The organism is Chryseobacterium cheonjiense, from assembly GCF_012927265.1.
Lineage (GTDB): Bacteria > Bacteroidota > Bacteroidia > Flavobacteriales > Weeksellaceae > Chryseobacterium > Chryseobacterium cheonjiense.
On the sequence record NZ_JABBGF010000001.1, the window covers coordinates 1,844,891 to 1,863,490 of the forward strand.

Consider the following 18,600-nt stretch of genomic DNA (forward strand, 5'->3'; position numbering starts at 1 on the left):
TATCACCGCTTCTTCTAGACTCCGAATTTCTCTCTCCTGCTTTCGGGAAAGATTTTTTGAAAGGTTTTGATTCTGAAGAATTTCCAGATCTGGAAGCACGAGAATTATCAGAATTTTTCTTGGTTGAAATTCTTGGTCTCTTTGGTCGTTCTGAATTATTATTATCTCTGCTCATTCTAAAAATTTCTGCAAAGATAGTATATTTAACAACGAGTTAAAAATTAAGAATCATAACTTTGCATATCGTCTTACGATTAATACAACAGAAAATCCGGAAATGATAACAATATTAAACGACAACTTTTCGCAATTAAACGATTTCTTACAATCAAAATCTTTCAGCAAAATTTTTATTCTCGTTGATGAAAACACGCATGAATACTGTCTTCCTGTTCTTCTGGGAAATATGGAAACGGATCTGGCTTTTGAGATTCTTGAGATTGAGCCGGGCGAAGAAATGAAAAATATTCAGACTGCCAATCAGCTTTGGGAAATTCTTACCGAAATGCAGGCAGACCGCAAAGCGCTTGTCATTAATCTTGGAGGCGGCGTGATTACAGACATGGGTGGTTTCGTGTCTTCCACTTATAAGAGAGGAATACAGTTTATTAATATTCCTACTACCCTTTTATCAATGTGTGATGCTTCCATTGGAGGAAAAACGGGAATTGACCTGATGCATTATAAAAATATGGTGGGAACTTTCACTTTCCCTGAACAGATTTTTATTTATCCTAAATTTTTGGAAACACTTCCCTATAAAGAACTCAGAAGCGGCTTTGCGGAAATGCTGAAACATGGACTAATTGCGGATAAAAAACATTGGGAAAACCTCATCCATATTTCCAAACTGGATGTAGAGGCCATTATTCCTCATATTGGGACTTCTATGGAAATTAAACAAAGTATTGTGCAGCAGGATTTTCAGGAGAAAAATATCCGTAAGACCCTTAATTTCGGACATACGATAGGACATGCCGTTGAAAGCCTGTGCCTGAGCCAGGGAAATCCTATTCTTCACGGAGAAGCTGTTGCGATGGGAATGATTACTGAAACCTATCTTTCTTTAACGGAAGGGCTTATTCCTGAAGAAACCTGTACCGTTATTATTGAAAATATTCAAAAGCATTATCCTTACCTTGATATCAGTGACTTTAAAGACGATGATATTTTTGAGCTTCTCATTAATGACAAAAAGAATACGGACAGTAAAATTAATTTTTCATTGATTTCAGAAATCGGTTCGTGTACTTTTGATTATCAATGCAGCAAAAAAAGCATTGCTTCTTCCATAGAATTTTATAGAAAATTAAATGATCCTGACGTTATTTAGCCCCAAAAAAAGTTTAAAATAAAGTCAAAGCTAGAGGAATTTTTGAATTTAGAATATTTCTAAAAATGAATTATATTTATTTTGTAAATATTTGAAATACAATTTTTTATATGAAAGGTAAATTCTCTTTAAAAATCGCTATATCCTGATATTTATCATGATTTTATTTTTTGGCAAGCAATTTGAAAGATACTCCCCGTCAATTTAGTTGACAGTAGTAAAATTTAAAATTAGAAAGTAAATTATCAAAAATTAAAGTTATGAAAAAATTAATTTTAGGAATAGCACTTACAGCTGGTTCATTGGCATTTGCCCAGACTACGACTACCACTTCCACTTCGTCTGCTTCTCCTGTAGCATTCGGTGTTAAGGCAGGAATGAACGTTTCTTCGTTAACAAATGAATCAGGATTAGATGACCAAGGATCTAAAATAGGTTTCAACGCGGGTGTTTTTGCAAATATCCCGGTAGCGACTTCTTTCAGCATCCAGCCGGAAGTTTTATATTCTCAGTATGGAGATAAGTATGACCAGACTATTGCAGGAACACGTTATTCTAGTGCAAGACATTTAGACTATATTGCTGTTCCGGTAATGTTTCAATATAACATTATTCCAAATCTTTATTTAGAAGCAGGTCCTGAATTTGGTTTCCTGGTAAATGCTAAGAATAAATTAAAAAATGAAACTGATAACAATACAATTAATGAATCTGGAGATTACAAGGATAGCTTAAACAAATTCAACTTTGGTATTGGTCTTGGTGCAGGATACTATTTCACAGATAATATCGGTATTACAGCAAGATACGTGGCTGGTCTTACTGATATTGCGAAAGACAGACCAAGCAATTCTGATGCAATCAGAAACAATGTATTCCAGGTTGGTTTAGCATTTAAATTCTAAAACAATTTTGATTTCAATACTAAAAAGGTCAGGCTTCTTCGAAGCCTGACCTTTTGTTTTGTATTCGGCAAAATTTAATTAAATAATTCTATTTCTTCTCCTTTACCTACAGGATATTGCTCTGTAAAACACCCGAAACAGTGGTTGGCAGAACCAAGAATTTCTTTTAAATTTTCAACACTTAAGAACTCAAGTGAATCTACTCCAAGATAGTCTCTCAACTCGGCAGTTGTCATGTTAGCAGAGATAAGATCATCTTTGGAAGGGGTATCTATTCCCAGATAACAAGGAGCGATAATTGGCGGAGAAACACTTCTGAAATGAATCTCTTTTACTCCTGCATCTTTTAGAATTTTCACCAGCCTTTTCGATGTTGTCCCACGAACGATGGAATCATCGATAATTACAACACGTTTGTCTTTAATTTCAGAGATGATTGGATTTAACTTTAGATTTACTACTCGCTCCCTCATTTCCTGAGTAGGAACGATAAAACTTCTTCCGATATACCTGTTCTTAATCAAAACAGGACGGAACGGAATTCCTGAAGCTTTAGCAAAACCAATAGCGGCCGGAACACCTGAATCCGGAACACCTATTACCACGTCGGCTTCTACCGGTGCCTGATGCCAGATTTTTTCTCCGGATTTTTCCCTGATTTCATAAACATTTATATTTTCTAATGAGGAGTCAGGTCTTGCAAAATAAATGTACTCGAATGAGCAGATTCTCTGTTTTCCTTTTTCTTCATCAGCCATATAAGAGTGAAGTTTTCCAGGCTCGTTTTCATTAGTGTAGACGATTTCTCCCGGTAAAATATCACGGACATATTGCGCACCAACTGCATCCAAAGCTACAGATTCTGAAGCTACGACGTATGATTTTTCATCGATCGCTCCCAATACCAAAGGTCTGATTCCATTAAAATCCCTGAAAGCAAAGAATTTGTTTCTTGTCATCCCGACAACAGAATATGCTCCCTCAATCTTTTCCATCGTCACTTTAATAGCTGCGCGAAGTCCGAGATCAAGGTTTTTCTGAATTAAACGGAGGATAACCTCAGAATCGGAAGTAGCTCTGAAAACTACACCTTCTGCTTCCAGTTCGGCCTTCAGTTCTTTTGCATTGGTAAGGTTACCGTTGTGCGCAATAGAAAGAATAATCTGGTCGTATTCGTTTTTGGCGAAAAAGGGCTGGAAGTTATATTTTTTCTTATCTCCTGCAGTCGTGTAGCGGGTATGCCCGATTGCAGAATTTCCCATAAAAGTTTCCGGATCCGGGATTTCTTTATAAACGTCCAAAACCAACCCTTCATCTTTCATGTTGGTGATTCTTCCGTTCTTCAGAACAGAAATACCACATGCTTCCTGACCTCTGTGCTGTAATGCAAAAAGACCAAACTGTGAAAGCGAAAACGTGTCGAGGTCGTTATCAGAATACATCCCGAAGATCCCGCACTCCTCATTAGGAGCATCCAGTCTTTCTTCCTCCTGCGTTCTGAAGAGATTTCTTCCGTAGGTTTGGGTTTCAAACTGTTTTAAATATTCACTTTTATGAATGTCTAAACTTTTCATTTCTATTTTTTCTAATCTAGATTTTATTTGGTAGATCTTTTAATTAGATGAAAAATTAAATATTATGTTAAATAAAAAACTTACATCTCATTAGTGTCTGAGTTTATTTACCCAAAGCTTCTTTCAGTCTGTTGTAGATCTCAACATAGGCTTCAGTAACTTCACCAAGATCTCTTCTGAATCTGTCTTTATCCAGCTTTTTCATGGTGTCTTTATCCCAAAGTCTGCACGTGTCGGGAGAAATTTCGTCTGCAAGGATAATTTCGCCATCTGAAGTTTTTCCCAATTCGATTTTAAAATCAACCAGGATAATATTCATTTTATCGAAAAGATCGATCAGAATGTCATTGATATCAGAAGTAAGCTCATACATTTCGTCAAGCTCCTCATACGTTGCAGCACCTAAGAAAACTGCGTGGTGATCGTTGATAAGCGGATCTCCCAACTCATCTTTCTTGTAGCAGATATCGAAAATGGTAACCGGAGATTTGATTCCTTCTTCCACTCCAAGTCTTTGAGCCATGCTTCCTGCAGAATAGTTTCTTACAACCATTTCTAAAGGAATGATGGATACTTTTCTTACCAGCTGCTCTCTTTCGTTCAATTGTTTTATGAAATGAGTCTTGATTCCTTTTTCATTTAAGTATTCAAAGATAAGCGTTGTGATGGCGTTGTTCATTTCGCCTTTCAGGTCAACAGATCCTCTTTTCTGAGCATTAAATGCAGTAGCATCGTCTTTGAAACGCACGATTACCTGATCAGGATTATCGGTAGCAAATACCTGTTTTGCCTTACCTTCGTACAACATTTCTTTCTTTTCCATTTCTAAATTGTCTTTATTAGATTTATATTTATTTGATTACAATTCCCGTTAAAACTGCTATTCCGAAACTCAGGAGCGTACCGATGAGTACATATTCCGTAAGCTTTCTTTGCTTAGCCTGTGCCAGATCGCTGAACCTGAACACTGATTTTGCTGCTACCATAAATCCTACACCTTCCCAATGATCTACGACAATGAAGGTAAAAACCATGAGTCGTTCCAGGATTCCTATATATTTTCCGGCATTGGATAATGATTCGGTCTGAATATTGCCGGCTGTTTCCGGAGCCGGTGTCCAGGAAGACAGTAATATTCTGATCATCACGGATGCCGGTGTCGTTAAGAACAAGGCAGCCCCTAATATTTTTAAAATGGTGAGATCTTTAAGAAAACCAAAACTAAATTCGTTGTGATAAAAAGATATTCCCGCAATTACTAAAATATGCAAAGCCTGATCTGCAAAAAACCAGTTTTTTTTATTCTGTACTTTCTGAAAGCTGAGTTTTGCAGCATCTATTATAAAATGTGAAATGCCTATCAGAGCGGCAACCCACCAAAGCTGTATATTCCAAAGAAAGATAAAACTCAATACGGTATGAATGAGTACATGAAAGTACAGATATATACTTTTCAGTTTTTTGCTTTCTTTATCTGCAACCCATGAATTTGGCTGGAGAATAAAATCTCCGAGTAAATGTGCCAATATGAGCTTAATAAAAATCATGCTTAAAGTTCTGCTATTTTCTTTCTGAAATATTGATTGGTTTCCACGATCAGCTCGTAGTTGGCGCGCTTTAGCCTCTGGCTTACCGAAGACTGTGAGATGGCAAATTTTTTCGCCAGATCTTCCTGTGTAATTTCTTTATTCATGATCATTTCATGGATAATCTCGGCAGTAGCCATCGTCCAGTTATCGAAATCTTTTGAAGACCATTTGAGTAAAATATTAAGATCCCTGTTGACAGAGTCATTGGAAGTTTTTACGGAAACAGTGTGTCCGTCATTTTTAAGATCATTGAGTAATCTTCCTGAATGCACGTAAGCGGTTCCGTTTGATTCGGTGATTTTATCGGAAGAAAAATTTTCCTCACCTATACCGATAGCCATTCGTACGTCTAAGTTTTCCTGACTCTTAATGAGTGATTTAATCGCTAAAAAACGCCAGAAGACATCATCAATATTACATTTAAACTGAAATTCGTCGCCTCTGTAGATTTCCCATGTCTGGGGAGCACTTCCCCACTTTTCGAGAAGATTTTTCAGTCTGGTAATCCAAACTTCCGTATCCGCATGCTGTGAATTAATAATATCTCCGGTAATGACCGCTATCATTCTGCAAATATAAGCATAATTACTTATAAATAAAAAATATAAGCCCGGAGACTTATAGATATTGCATATTGCTGCATGTTTGTCTATCAATTTTAATGATTTATGGTCTGAATCTTTGGGAAATATCAGTCACCGTGTGAATTAATAGCCCGGATTGCAGCGGCATCCTTTAATATTTTGGTTTCGGCGGCTTTGCCGCCGAAACCAAAATATTAAAGATACAGCGAAAAGCCGGATCAGCTTCTAAAAACAAAAAAGTGTTTAACAATTAAACACTTTGATCATTTATTCCTGAACTTTATTTTTACGATTGATAAAATAATATACCGGAAGCCCAAGCAAAACCATTACGAATCCCGGCCAGGTGTACTGCTGTTTATAGATCAGCAACAGAATACAGAATCCAGTACCGATCAGAAGATAGATAACAGGTGTTAAAGGATACAGCCAGGTTTTATAAGGCCTTTCTATTTCCGGTTTTTTAAATCTCAGATAAATAACTCCGAAAACGGTAATCATGTAAAATAATACAATAACAAAAGAAATCATATCCAAAAGGTTTCCATACTGGCCGCTTAGACATAATATCGAAGCCCAGATTCCCTGCATCCACAGTGCATTCTCCGGAACTTCATTTTTATTGTTTCTCTCCGCCTGTCTGAAAAACATTCCGTCTTTGGCCATAGTCTGAAAAACTCTTGCTCCTGCGAGAATCAACCCGTTGTTGCATCCGAAAGTGGAGACCATTACAAGGACGGCAATAATGGCAGTACCCGCACTTCCGAAAATAAAGTGTGAAGCTGCTACCGCTACTCTGTCATTTTCTGCAAATGCAATGGAATCTCTGTCAAGAGCATTCAGGTAAACATAATTAACAGCAATGTATAAGATCATAACGGCTGTTGTTCCGTAGATCATCGATTTAACAACATTTTTTTTAGGATTTTCAATTTCTCCCGAGACAAATGTCACACTTTCCCACGCTACGGAGCTGAACACAGAACCCACCATAGCAGCGGCAATTCCTCCAAGAAGAGTCATTCCTCCGATAGGTTCCCAGCCTTCTTTCAGAAAGTTTCCGAGGCTGTCTTTGTTTAGATTGCTGAAAGATTTGTATTCTAAGCTGAAGTTTTCCGCCAGATGAGAAATGTCTACCAGGATAAAGCCTGCAGCAATTAATCCCAATAACGCTATAATTTTTGAGCCTGTAAAGATATTCTGCAATAATTTACCGCTTTCTACTCCTCTTGTATTAATGTAGGTAAGCAAAAGGATAATGGCGATGGCAAGCATCTGAATCCATGTAATTTTAAATTCGCCACTTTGGAAAATTGGGGCTGCATCGTTGAGAGCCGGAATAAGGTAGGCCGTGAATTTTCCGAATGCCATTGCAACGGCAGCGATGGTACCTGTTTGTATCACTGTGAAGAGCCCCCATCCGTAAAGGAATCCCATTCTTTTACCAAATATTTCTTTAAGGTAGGTGTATTGTCCGCCCGCTTTCGGAAATAACGCTGAAAGTTCGCCGTAGCTGATAGCCGCAGCAACCGTCATGATCCCTGTGATGACCCAGACAACAATCATCCAGAAGCCTGACCCGAGGTTACGCATCATGTCTGCGCTGACAATGAAGATTCCGCTTCCGATCATTGAGCCCATTACCAACATGATGGCGTCCCAAAGTTTTAGTTTTTTCTGCATAGTGAAGTATAGGCTTCAAATATAAATAAATATAGAATTAGTTTTTATTTTGTTTTTGAATTAAGATAAAATATGATTGAAAGGTGTATTTTTTTAAACGCTAAGGGCGCAAGGGTTATTTTAATAATGAGAACCTTATTTTTGAGCGCAAGGGCACTCTGTTTAGCAAATGATAGCAGTGTATTATGTGGGAATACCTTGGCTCTGTAAAACGCCATTACGAAAGGATTATGCAAGATAATTGGCTGATTTCTTTGTGGGCGTTACGTTAAAAAAGAATTAAGAAATAGCGAATTAATTGGCTGAAAAGCTAACCTGCATTTTGTCAGTTTACAGCCTTTTTAAGATTCAGATTTTATTAGTACTTTTGAAAAAAAATCAATATGAAATTCAAATCATTATTATTTGCAGTAGCAGTGAGTGTTTCCACTTTTGCTTTTGCACAGGAATCAAAAAAATCCGGTCCGCCTGCAGGAAATGCTGTTGTAGGTGATGTTTACGGAGGAGGCGTTGCTTCCAATGCAGAGTCTAAGGCAATTTCCGTAGATAAATTAAGCAAAAAACTAAAAAAGAGTGACAAAAAAGTGGAGAACGTTGCCGTAAAAGGTAAGGTAACTGATGTATGTGATAAAAAAGGTTGCTGGCTAACTATCCAGACAGAAGATAATTCTCAGTTTTTCGTAAAAATGAAGGATTATGCATTCTTCGTACCTACTGCATTAAAAGGGAAAAACGTAGTATTAGAAGGTACTGCCGAAAGAAAAGTAACCTCTGTGGATGAACAGAAGCATTACGCGGAAGATGCTAAAAAACCACAATCCGAAATCGATGCCATCAAAGCTCCGAAAGAAGAGATCAGGTTTGTTGCCAATGGAATCAAGGTTGTTAACTAAGAGTTTCTCTATAATAATAAATCATTTCTGTAAACAGAAGAAAAATCATAAATGCAAAAGCGGAACCTTCGGTTCCGCTTTTGCATTTTAATCTTCAATGAGAAAATTTACCTCTGCATCCAATTTAGGATATTTAGTCGGGCAAATAAATTTTTTACCGGTACAGTCTATTTCCTTCCATCCTTTGCGCTGTTTTACATCACCTACTTCCATCACAAACGGAACAAAAGAAATTTCATCCATTCCTTCTTCTTTTACCTCCCGGTATTGAACAGCAATATCCAGCACACATTCATGGTCCGTATTGAGCTTTACATTGCGGTAGATGATATCGTAATGTGTTTCTTTATTTTCCGGAATTTCAAGATAAGCTTCCCAACCTTCTGTATCAGAATTTAGCTCAATCATTGTTTTTAATGCATAATAAAAAGCAATAGTATAGTATTTCCGGGTTCCTGTTCTCGTGTAATCATCTGCAAAATGTCCGCCTTCAAAAAGAATCGTAGGCATTCCGGCTTTGATAAAATTATCGCCCGTAGAAGCAGGGTAAAATTCATCGGAATACCTTCCGATCTGGTTTGGGATCAGTTCCTTTAAATGAGTATAAATACCGGCTATTACAGCCATACATTTCTTTCTGTTTTCGGTAACGGTACGTTCAACATTTTCAGAGGGAGCAAGAAATGAAAGAGTAGCCGGATGAATACCGTCTGTAGTAAAAATCGTTCTCTGCTCGTGAAGGTTCAGTGCATAATCATATTTTTTATTTGTAACAGCAGCTTTCAATAATTTGATTTCCTTGCTGGCTTCATTATGGAAATCTCTGTTCAGGTCAATATCTGAGGCATTCAGCCTGGTCCACCTTTCAGATCCGTCAGGATTGAGCATGAATATAAAGTCGAGTTGTATATTATCAAACAGTTCATCTCTTAAATCAGGAGCCTTATTTAAAGAAAACAACAAATCGAGCATGGCATGGGTGGCATTCGATTCATTTCCGTGCATCTGCGACCAGGCAAGAACATTAATGTTTCCTTTTCCTATTGTCAACTGATAAACCGGTTTTCCCAGATAAGATGTTCCGATCTCCCGAATATAATCGCCGAGATTCTTATGTAGGTACGAAAATAAATTTTCAGGGGAAATATAGCGATTTGGGAAATCAGGATTTTGCTGATAAATCTGTTCAAAGTTCATTGTGTAATAATTTACAAGAGTCAAATTTAGCCATTTTTTATTAGAAAATAAAATTAACATATGTAACATAGTTAAACAGTGTAAATTGACAGTTTGTCTGTGGATAAAATTGTGGATTAACAATAATTTAATCACTTAGTATTAAAATATTTAAAATCATAAATTTACAACATTTAATTAAACTTTAATTTTAAAATTACTTTAAGTAATAAAAAGTATAGTTATCTACATTTGGGCGTAATTCTCTTAAACAAGTTAAGCTGTGGAAAAAAATAAAAATACAGCAATATACAAATGTTAATTGTTGATAATTTAGAAATTTTAAATCAATTTTTTCTTGAGATTTAATGACATTTTAAAAATGTAAATTAAATAGGCAATAGAAAAAGTTTATCGTATCTTGTTTTGATGCAGATATGCAAAATCTCTTTAATAATAGTATCTAACCACTGCTTTCTACATCTAAAAGAGCTATAAAAATATACTTATTACGTTTAATCAGATATTTACCTGCTTCTACTCTATTCTTGTCGATTAACAGAATAAAAACACTGCTATTAACGATGAATACTAAGATATCTATCATCACAAAACCGGAGTTTTATCATTAAAGAGTTTACTTAATGTATTACTTTAAGTAAAACGTTCTGAAGGAGCATATGTGGAAAATTTGTTAAATAATAATTCTTGCATCTAATTAGTATAAATATAATATACTGAAAATCAGACATATATTAATTTACAGTTGTATACTAATAAATCATATTCTTATTTACATTTGTATTTGTCAATTGTAAATTTTATTTTTACATTTGTAAAGTGACTGAAACGCTTATTTTTATGAGTTTAAATGAAAGAATTTCCAAGGTTATCGAATATTCAGGATTGACGCCTTCTGAGTTTGCCGATGAAATCGATGTACAGCGCTCTTCTATTTCGCATGTAACTTCCGGAAGAAATAAACCTTCCCTGGAATTTATTATTAAAATAAAATCCCGGTTTCCTGAAATTCTTTGGGACTGGCTTGTAACCGGTGAAGGTCAGATGCTGAAATCGGATTTACGGGAAATTGATGAAACAGAAACTAAAGTACCTGATATTACTGAGGAAGAAAAATCTAAACCAACCTCACTTCCCGATCTTTTTACCATGATGAACGATGATGAAGATTTTGGTGCGGAAGAAAGTGAAATAGAGACTCCACCACAAATTCCCACAGAATCGTTTACAGCGTATCAAAGTAAAGCTGAAGAGAAAATATCCGATTCTCAGCGATTAGAAAATTATATTCCTGCAAATACGATTCAATCATCTGAAAACAAAGGCGTTGCAATAAAACGTATTGTTATTTTTTACGAAAACGGTAAATTTGAGAGTTTTGAACCTTAAGCTGCAAATTTTATATAAAAAAAGCCTTACAAAATGATGTAAGACTTTCTATTTTACAAAAGAGAAATTTATTTGTTCTTTCTTCTTTCAAGTTCTTTTTTAATAAGTCCGAGTTCTCTTCCGGTCTGTCCGGCTACGGAAGTATTTTCCTGTGCTCTCCTTGTAAGGTAAGGAACGACATCTTTTACAGGGCCGTAAGGAAGATATTTGGCAACATTATAACCTTTATCAGATAGATAGAATGTAATGTTATCACTCATCCCGTATAACTGTCCGAAATAGACGTGATTATTGCTGTTTTCAAGGCTTTTCGCCTTCATTTTGTCCATCACAAGTTCAGAGGAGATTTCGTTATGGGTCCCAAAAAATGTGGAAACTTTATCAAGGTGATTCATCACAAAATCAATTCCGGCATTGTAATTTTTATCCGACGCTTCTTTAGTCGGCTGAATCGGATCATGGTATCCTTTCTCAGCAGCTCTGGCTCTTTCTTTTTCCATGTAAGCACCGCGAACGATCTTGTAGCCGATAAAATACCCTTTCGCTCTTGCTCTCTGTACATGCTCTTCCATATACTCAAGCCTTCCGGTACGGTACATCTGAATGGTGTTCCAAACGATAGGTTTTTCCTGATTATATTTCTCCATCATCTCTTCACAAAGCTGGTCGGCAGCATCCTGCATCCATGTTTCCTCCGCATCTACCATTACTTTTTTGTCATTTTCGTGACATAATTTACATACTTCATCAAACCTTCTGACTACTCTTTCCCATTCTTCTTTCTGGCTGGTAGTAAGTTCGGCATTCTTTCCAACCGCTTCATACAAATCAATTCTTCCAAAAGCAGTAGGTTTAAATACAATAAAAGGAATGGCAGGATTTCCCACAGAAAATTTTACGATATCTTTAATCTCTGTACAGACTGCATCAAAGGTTTTTTCATCTTCTTTGCCCTCAATAGAATAGTCGAAAATACTTCCTACACCTCTTTTGAAAAGCTGTTTCACTACTTTCATACTTTCTTCCCGGGTTTCGCCGCCGCAAAACTGCTCAAACAAGGTTTTTTTTACGATTCCGGTTACGAAAGGAAAATTGTTGTGAACGGTGAAATTAAGAAGAGAAGTTCCTACTTTTGTGAGTGAAGGCTGCTCAATCATCTTGAACATCCAATACGCTTTTCTTAACTGTGTATCAGATTTATCTGCAAATGCGATTTTAGTATCGTTAAAAATGGGCATTACTTATATAATTTAAGGTTCTGCAAAGGTAAGAATAACCGCAGGTTTTTTAAAGAAATTTTTCCTACAATTTGCCCTCCAATCCGCTCAGCAGCATGGCTATAATTCCTGCAAAAACCCAAAATCTGAGAATATTGATGATAAAAAAATTGTTCCTTCTGGAATGGCTGATAATCAAATAAATACACAGAATGAAAATAAAAAGGCCTGCAGCAAAATAATATGCCATAAATCCTGCAATTCCCGTTCGAAGAATCAATTTCATCGAAACAGCCATCGTAATCATCAGCAATGAAACAATGATTGCATCTGCCGTTTTATTACCAAAATAATTGGGGATCGTTGTATAACCAAATGCTTTATCCACGCTTTTTGTAAGAGTATCTTTCACAATATCAATGCATAATAAGATAAGGAAAAGAAATACAGCCATCAGGAGAACTTTCTTTGAAAATGTTTCATAATATACCATCATTCCAAAAAAAGGATATAGGGTAAGGCTGACGAAAGTAAGGTTATTGAGAATTAAAATACGGCTCAGCTTGTGGCTGTAGAACCACATAAAAAACTGATAAACAATAAAAAAAATAAATACATTATGAGAAATCATCCATGCAACGCCTAAAGAAATCACACTCAAAGCAAGATAAGCGTAAAGGAAATATTTCTGCTTGATAAAACTCTGAATCCTTGTCCTGAAAGGTTTTACAATATGATCTTTTTCAAAATCATAAAACTGATTGATAATGCCTCCCGCCAGAATGGTAACTACAGTACAGAAAATAATACCATGAACTTTAAAATCAAAGACAAATTTCCTGAAGCTCTCATCCTGATTAAAGAGGAAGAATGTTGAAACATACAATGCTAATGTAAGGAGTGCCGCAACAAAAAAGCGAGCTCCCAAAAGAAAGCCCACAAATTGTGAAAATCTGTAAATAAGAGATTTTTTAGTATGATTTTTCTCTTGGAAATTTTCTTTTTCAGAATTCATTTCCGGTTGTTTAGAATCTGTATATGACTTCTTTATTGAAGCCGTCAAGCATTTTTTCCGCTTTTTCGTAATCTTTGGTAAAGCCTAAAATATAGCCTCCACCACCGCTTCCGCAGAGTTTTAGATAATAAGCATTAGAATCAAGACCTTTTTTCCAAACGTTAAATAAACTTTCGGGAATCATTGGTCTGAAATGTTCATAAGCCCAATGGGAAAGCTTTTTAAGATTTCTGAAGAAAGGATTCATATCTTTTTTTAGGAAAGCATCAATACATGCATTGTTGTAGCGTATAAATTCCTCTTTCAGAGTTTTTCTGAATCCTTCGGTTTTCATTTTCTCAAAGAAAATCTGAACCATAGGCCCGGTTTCTCCGGTCATTCCGGAATCAATAAGGAAGATAGCACCTTTTCCGGCTTCGCTTGCAGGAATTGCCACTTTATCAACACTTTCTTTGCTTTCGATTAAAATCGGAAGATTCATATAACAGATAAGGGGATCAATTCCGGAACTTTTTCCGTGAAAATAGCTTTCCATCAATCCAAAAACATGTCTAAGACTTTTCAGTTCATCTTTGGAAATATTTTCAGGTTCATGTTTTGAGATTGAATATCGCTCAAAAATAGCGGCAACCAATGCGCCTGAGCTTCCGATTCCATATCCCTGAGGGATATTGCTATCGAAGAATAACCCGGAAGAAATTTCTTCTTTAAACTTTGAAACATTGAGTTCAAAATTTTCGGGAAGCTTCAGATCTTCAAGATATTCAGCGTATTTGTGTAAATGTTCATTAGATTTTTTTTCAAATTCGGAATCTAATGATGAGAACTTGAGGGTACCTTTATAGAAGCTATAAGGTAATGTCAAACCTTGGGAATCTTCAATGATTCCGTATTCTCCGAACAAAAGAATTTTTGCGTAAAATAATGGGTTTGTCATTTAGTTTAATAAATTTTTTTGCAAATGTAAAATTATTCTCCTGAATATAAGCAAAACCTGAGCCGAATTCTGATGTTTTTTAACATTCGTTATCAGTATTGATTTTTAAAATATTAAAAAAATCGGTTTCTTATCTTAAAGTTAATAAAAAAGCCTGAAATAATCAGGCTTATATTATAAAATATTTAAAATTATTGTTTTATTAATTTCTTGGTAACTTTTTGCTTTTCTGTTTCCACGGTTATCACATAATTTCCGGTCTGCATGGAGGAGATATTAACGTCCAGCCTGCTCCCTTTTAATGATGATTCTGCTCTTACAAGTCTCCCCGCTTCATCGAAAATCTTCAGTGATTTTAAAGCTTCTTTAGAAGAGATCGTTATTATGCTTTTAGCCGGATTTGGATAAATGCTTACTGCATTATCTTTGATATCAGCATCTTCAACAGCCAGCACAGAACATGAAAAATTGGCTTTCCAGCCGATATCATTTTCTGATTCATCTGAAACAAATCTTACTGTAAGGGCACCGGAGGGATGTGTGGAAGTAAATGTTCCCGGCAAAGTTGCTCCTGTTAAGCCATTTCCATTGGCAAATAACGGTGAACTTGTAGATGGTCCGTTATAAACATACATGAAATCATAATCCTGCTCGAGTCCGAATTCCGTAAAAGTCATAGACAGAGCTCCTGCTGTAGGATAAAATGTTTTTATGAAGGTCTGGTTGTTTCCATAGTTTGCGGTTGTTCCGCCTGTATCCGTAAATAAGGCTCCATTACACCAGTTGCCATCAGTCATAAACAATTGTGTTCTCTGGTATGCTGCCGAACAGTCTGTTCCCACCGATAGCAGGTAATAGGTTGCCGGCTGAAGATTTGAAAAACTCAAAGATTGAGAGGTGGTATTTCCGCTGCTGACAGAAGTTCCGTCAAATTTTGTCAGTTTATATTTCCAGGAAATGGATATCGCATCATTAAAACTGGCATTGGCGGAAGTCTGGGTAATATTAGAAACAGATAATCCTGAAATTGTAGTGCTGCAAGCCGTTATACAATCCGTCCCCAAACATGGTTTTGAATCTACCGTACTTCTTATCAGTGCACCAGGCTGAGAGCCGAAGCCGTTGGCAAAATTGACCCCTACTCCTGCAATAAGGTGACAATAACTCATGATTGTTCCTTTCACCGCAGATGAAGGAATCGGACCTGTAGGACATGTTCCTTCGGGAAAACCAGCTTGGGCTCCGCAGCCATCGATTGCTGTGGAATTTCCATTCCAGGCGCATGCATGTGTATGGGGAGAACCTAAACTATGTCCCATTTCGTGGGTCATCGCTGAGACTGTCCATGAATAAACAGGAACATTGCTGTAAGTTTGAGACGCTCCTGAATATGCGTGTCTGCTTGTTGTACAAAGTGAATTTACGTAGGCTACACTTGTTGTAGAAGGCTGGTTTACCAGGTGTGCAAGATCGCCATTGAAAGTTTGTCTATTTGTCCTGAAACTTGCAAGGTTTGCATTTGGAGTCCCTGTATAAGGATCAGGTGTAGTCCATACAAAAACCTCATTGAGAGCAATTTTTACATCATCATTGTTGTAAAGCGTAGCAATGTTATTATGAATGGCAGTAAGCCAGTTTGTTGTAGCAGTGATATCCGAACTGTTGTTTACATAAGGAGCATAGCATATTTCGTAATAAATTCTTACACAGTTTTGTGTGAGTACTTTACCTGCATTCTTTTGTGTATTCGGATCGAAGGATATTTTTTGATTTTGGTTTTCTGCCAACTCATCTACTCCGCAGATAAAAGGATTAAGACCTGTAAGTTTTGAATCTGAATAACTTACAAAATCGTTAGAATTTTTTGCTTTTCCTACAACAATATTTCCCAATTCAAGAGTAGAGGCTACCCCAACAATATCAGTATCGAAAAAGCTGAACGCTACTACCGACTGATTATCACCTTTTACAATTCCCTGATAATAAACTCCCGGAGTGTAGTCAGCTACTTCCCCTTTGCTTGTGGTCACTTTAAAATCTCTTGTGAAAATTTCATTTCTGTAAATTTCCATCGTGATTTGTTTTCCATCGAATGGAAAAGAAACTTCCAGATATTCCGGTTTGTCGTGAACAAGTTTTTTGAGTTGTTTAAGATCAATGCTCAAGACAGAAATATCTGTTGCTGCTCTTTTATATTCAGCAAGTTTTTCTGAATTATCGTTGACTGTAAACAGATTGTATTTTTCAAAAGTTTTCTTTTGAGAGTGGTATTCTGAGACTTTAGCTGCAACGGGCCTAAGATTCTGAGAAAAACCGAATACTGCACATTGTAATATACAGATCGTTAGTAGCTTTTTTATCATTATTTTAAAAGATTTAACAATTTGCAAATAAACAAAAAAAAAGACATGATTACTGTAAATATAATATGTATTATATAATAACCACGTATGGTTTCACAGAAAGTTTTAGATATAAAAAAAGACGCGTTTAAGCGTCTTTAATAATTAGTTTGTGTTAATCATTTTTAGGGGTATTAAGCCTCAGGAATCTTATGAGAATCAATCCTACAAAGAAGAATATTGCCATGGAGAAAGCTGCAAACCTCATCCCTGATGCAGATGGGAGCATGACATCAATTTTAGCAAAGATTGCTCTTAAAGAATCATACTTGTCAATAAATAATGCGAAAACAAAGGTTCCTACAATAATGGCAATTTTTTCCAGTACGTCATAAAAGCTGAAAAATGTAGTATTCTCCATAGAGTTTTCCGGCAGAAGTTTGGAATAGGTTGATCTGGACATTGCCTGAAGACCTCCCATTACAAGCCCTACTACTGCTGCAACACCGTAAAACTGGTATTCCACCGTAGGGTTTTCTTTATTAAGGAAATATGCCCAGATACAGGCAACGATCCATAAGACAACTGCAATTGAGATGACATTTTTATTTCCGATTTTTCTTGAGAGTCTGGAGAAGATTACAGCTCCTATTATCGCTTCGATCTGTATAATGAGAAGAGTACCGATCAGCTTATCCTGCGGAAGGTTGATTTCACTTTTCCCGAATAAGGTTGCCATCAGGAAAATCGTCTGCATTCCTACACTGTAAAAGAAAAAACTGGACAAGAAGAATTTCAGGTTTCTGTGTTTGAACAGCTCCTTTCCAACTTTAAAAAGCTCATTGAAACTCTCTTTTGCAATATCTTTATAAAAGCAAAGATTATCTTTCAGTACTTCAAAAAAACCGCCCTGCTCTTCATGTTTTTTAAAGATATTTTTATAGTTTAACAGCACAAGATCTTTCGGAAGCTTCTCTTTAACATCTCCAAACTGAGGCAAATGTTTAAAAGTATATTGTGAAAAGCCAAACCACCAGGCTCCTGTAAGCAGGAAGCTTACTCTTGTGAATAGCAGCTGTTTTTCCGGGTCTCCTTTTGCGACAACCTGTATCAACAGAAGACAAATGATCACCAGTACTACTGAACCGATATAACCGTAAACATATCCTTTTGCAGATAGTGCATCCTGTTTGTCCCGAGTCGCGATATCCGGCAGGAAAGAGTTATAAAATACAAGACTTCCCCAAAATCCTACACTCGCAGTTATACTGAAAAGAAGTCCCAGAAATACGTTGTGCATGCCGGTAAACATCGCTAATCCCATACAGGATGTTGCCCCAAGATAACAGAAAAACTGTAAAAAAGATTTTTTATTTCCGATGGTATCTGCCAAAGAGGAAAGAAATGGTGACAGCAATACCACGATAAAGAAAGAAATCGTAAGCGAATATCCGTACACGGCATCCGGCTGGTATTCTTTCCCGAATATAGTAATCATGTGCCTTACCGGAACATCGATCCAGGCTTTTGTTTCTTCAACATACTCTTTTTTTTCGTACGCAGTGGTAAGAATGGAATAGTAAATCGGAAAAATGGTAGAAGTAATAACCAAAGAGTACACTGAATTGGCCCAGTCATAGACTGCCCAGGCTTTCATAATCTTCGGATTATTCTTTATGTTTTGAGTTTCGTGGTTCTCAATTTCAGACATTTCAAATAATATTAGTAGCACAAAAATAGGAAAAGGATCGAATATTCTAATGTATTTATTTTGTTTGAGAGAAATTTTATTGATTTATTAAAATTAAGTTAGTATTTATAATAAAAAAACCAAAAACACGAATGCTTTTGGTTCTTAAATTTATTGATTTAAAGAGTCTTTTAACTTTTTTTACTTATTACTATTTGAATTATTAGTAATATAACCCCTACAATCTGAATA

The 18,600-nt window shown here is 36.2% G+C and carries 15 protein-coding genes; 4 read left to right on the top strand and 11 right to left on the bottom strand.

Annotated elements, in window-relative coordinates; genetic code table 11:
* Nucleotides 1-277 precede the first annotated feature (277 nt).
* Both aroB and HHL20_RS08335 read left to right on the top strand, forming a co-directional pair.
* Nucleotides 278-1,333 (top strand): 3-dehydroquinate synthase, encoded by a 1,056-nt coding sequence (aroB, locus tag HHL20_RS08330; RefSeq protein WP_169230681.1) that lies wholly within the window; start codon nucleotides 278-280, stop codon nucleotides 1,331-1,333.
* Between the two features lie 260 nt (nucleotides 1,334-1,593).
* A complete protein-coding gene (locus HHL20_RS08335; RefSeq protein WP_169230682.1) occupies nucleotides 1,594-2,238 on the top strand; it encodes a porin family protein in 645 nt (214 codons plus the stop codon).
* Nucleotides 2,239-2,312: 74 nt separating this feature from the next.
* Here the strand turns inward: HHL20_RS08335 and purF are convergent, their stop codons facing one another.
* The 5 genes from purF to HHL20_RS08360 form a co-directional block, all read right to left on the bottom strand.
* Nucleotides 2,313-3,812, bottom strand: coding sequence for an amidophosphoribosyltransferase (gene purF / locus HHL20_RS08340; protein ID WP_169230683.1), 1,500 nt, complete (start codon nucleotides 3,810-3,812; stop codon nucleotides 2,313-2,315).
* Between the two features lie 103 nt (nucleotides 3,813-3,915).
* Entirely contained in the window at nucleotides 3,916-4,635 is a 720-nt protein-coding gene (gene purC, locus HHL20_RS08345; protein ID WP_169230684.1) for a phosphoribosylaminoimidazolesuccinocarboxamide synthase, read from the bottom strand.
* 28 nt (nucleotides 4,636-4,663) lie between these two features.
* A complete protein-coding gene (locus HHL20_RS08350) occupies nucleotides 4,664-5,359 on the bottom strand; it encodes a DUF3307 domain-containing protein (protein ID WP_169230685.1) in 696 nt (231 codons plus the stop codon).
* Between the two features lie 2 nt (nucleotides 5,360-5,361).
* The gene (locus HHL20_RS08355; RefSeq protein WP_169230686.1) at nucleotides 5,362-5,967 is read right to left on the bottom strand and encodes a SatD family protein; all 606 of its coding nucleotides are present in this window, start codon (nucleotides 5,965-5,967) and stop codon (nucleotides 5,362-5,364) included.
* A gap of 285 nt (nucleotides 5,968-6,252) precedes the next feature.
* The gene (locus HHL20_RS08360; protein WP_169230687.1) at nucleotides 6,253-7,668 is read right to left on the bottom strand and encodes an APC family permease; all 1,416 of its coding nucleotides are present in this window, start codon (nucleotides 7,666-7,668) and stop codon (nucleotides 6,253-6,255) included.
* 383 nt (nucleotides 7,669-8,051) lie between these two features.
* On the opposite strand from HHL20_RS08360, the gene HHL20_RS08365 reads away from it, so the two are divergent.
* On the top strand, nucleotides 8,052-8,561 hold the full coding sequence (locus HHL20_RS08365; protein WP_169230688.1) for a DUF4920 domain-containing protein: 510 nt from the start codon (nucleotides 8,052-8,054) through the stop codon (nucleotides 8,559-8,561).
* 87 nt (nucleotides 8,562-8,648) lie between these two features.
* On the opposite strand, the gene HHL20_RS08370 is transcribed toward HHL20_RS08365, so the two are convergent.
* Complete coding sequence (locus HHL20_RS08370) at nucleotides 8,649-9,758, bottom strand: M14 family zinc carboxypeptidase (RefSeq protein WP_169230689.1); 1,110 nt, start codon at nucleotides 9,756-9,758, stop codon at nucleotides 8,649-8,651.
* Between the two features lie 840 nt (nucleotides 9,759-10,598).
* Here HHL20_RS08370 and HHL20_RS08375 point away from each other — a divergent pair.
* Nucleotides 10,599-11,147, top strand: coding sequence for a helix-turn-helix transcriptional regulator (locus HHL20_RS08375; protein WP_169230690.1), 549 nt, complete (start codon nucleotides 10,599-10,601; stop codon nucleotides 11,145-11,147).
* Nucleotides 11,148-11,215: 68 nt separating this feature from the next.
* On the opposite strand, the gene HHL20_RS08380 is transcribed toward HHL20_RS08375, so the two are convergent.
* The 5 genes from HHL20_RS08380 to HHL20_RS08400 all read right to left on the bottom strand — a co-directional run bounded on the left by HHL20_RS08380 (nucleotide 11,216) and on the right by HHL20_RS08400 (nucleotide 18,369).
* On the bottom strand, nucleotides 11,216-12,385 hold the full coding sequence (locus tag HHL20_RS08380) for a proline dehydrogenase family protein (protein ID WP_169230691.1): 1,170 nt from the start codon (nucleotides 12,383-12,385) through the stop codon (nucleotides 11,216-11,218).
* Nucleotides 12,386-12,449: 64 nt separating this feature from the next.
* Nucleotides 12,450-13,379, bottom strand: coding sequence for a UbiA family prenyltransferase (locus HHL20_RS08385; protein WP_169230692.1), 930 nt, complete (start codon nucleotides 13,377-13,379; stop codon nucleotides 12,450-12,452).
* Nucleotides 13,380-13,389: 10 nt separating this feature from the next.
* Nucleotides 13,390-14,316 carry a mevalonate kinase family protein gene (locus HHL20_RS08390; RefSeq protein ID WP_169230693.1) on the bottom strand — a complete coding sequence of 309 codons (927 nt, stop codon included), beginning with the start codon at nucleotides 14,314-14,316 and terminating at the stop codon, nucleotides 13,390-13,392.
* 191 nt (nucleotides 14,317-14,507) lie between these two features.
* Nucleotides 14,508-16,679 carry a T9SS type A sorting domain-containing protein gene (locus tag HHL20_RS08395; protein WP_169230694.1) on the bottom strand — a complete coding sequence of 724 codons (2,172 nt, stop codon included), beginning with the start codon at nucleotides 16,677-16,679 and terminating at the stop codon, nucleotides 14,508-14,510.
* Between the two features lie 154 nt (nucleotides 16,680-16,833).
* A complete protein-coding gene (locus HHL20_RS08400; RefSeq protein WP_169230695.1) occupies nucleotides 16,834-18,369 on the bottom strand; it encodes an MFS transporter in 1,536 nt (511 codons plus the stop codon).
* Nucleotides 18,370-18,600: the final 231 nt, after the last annotated feature.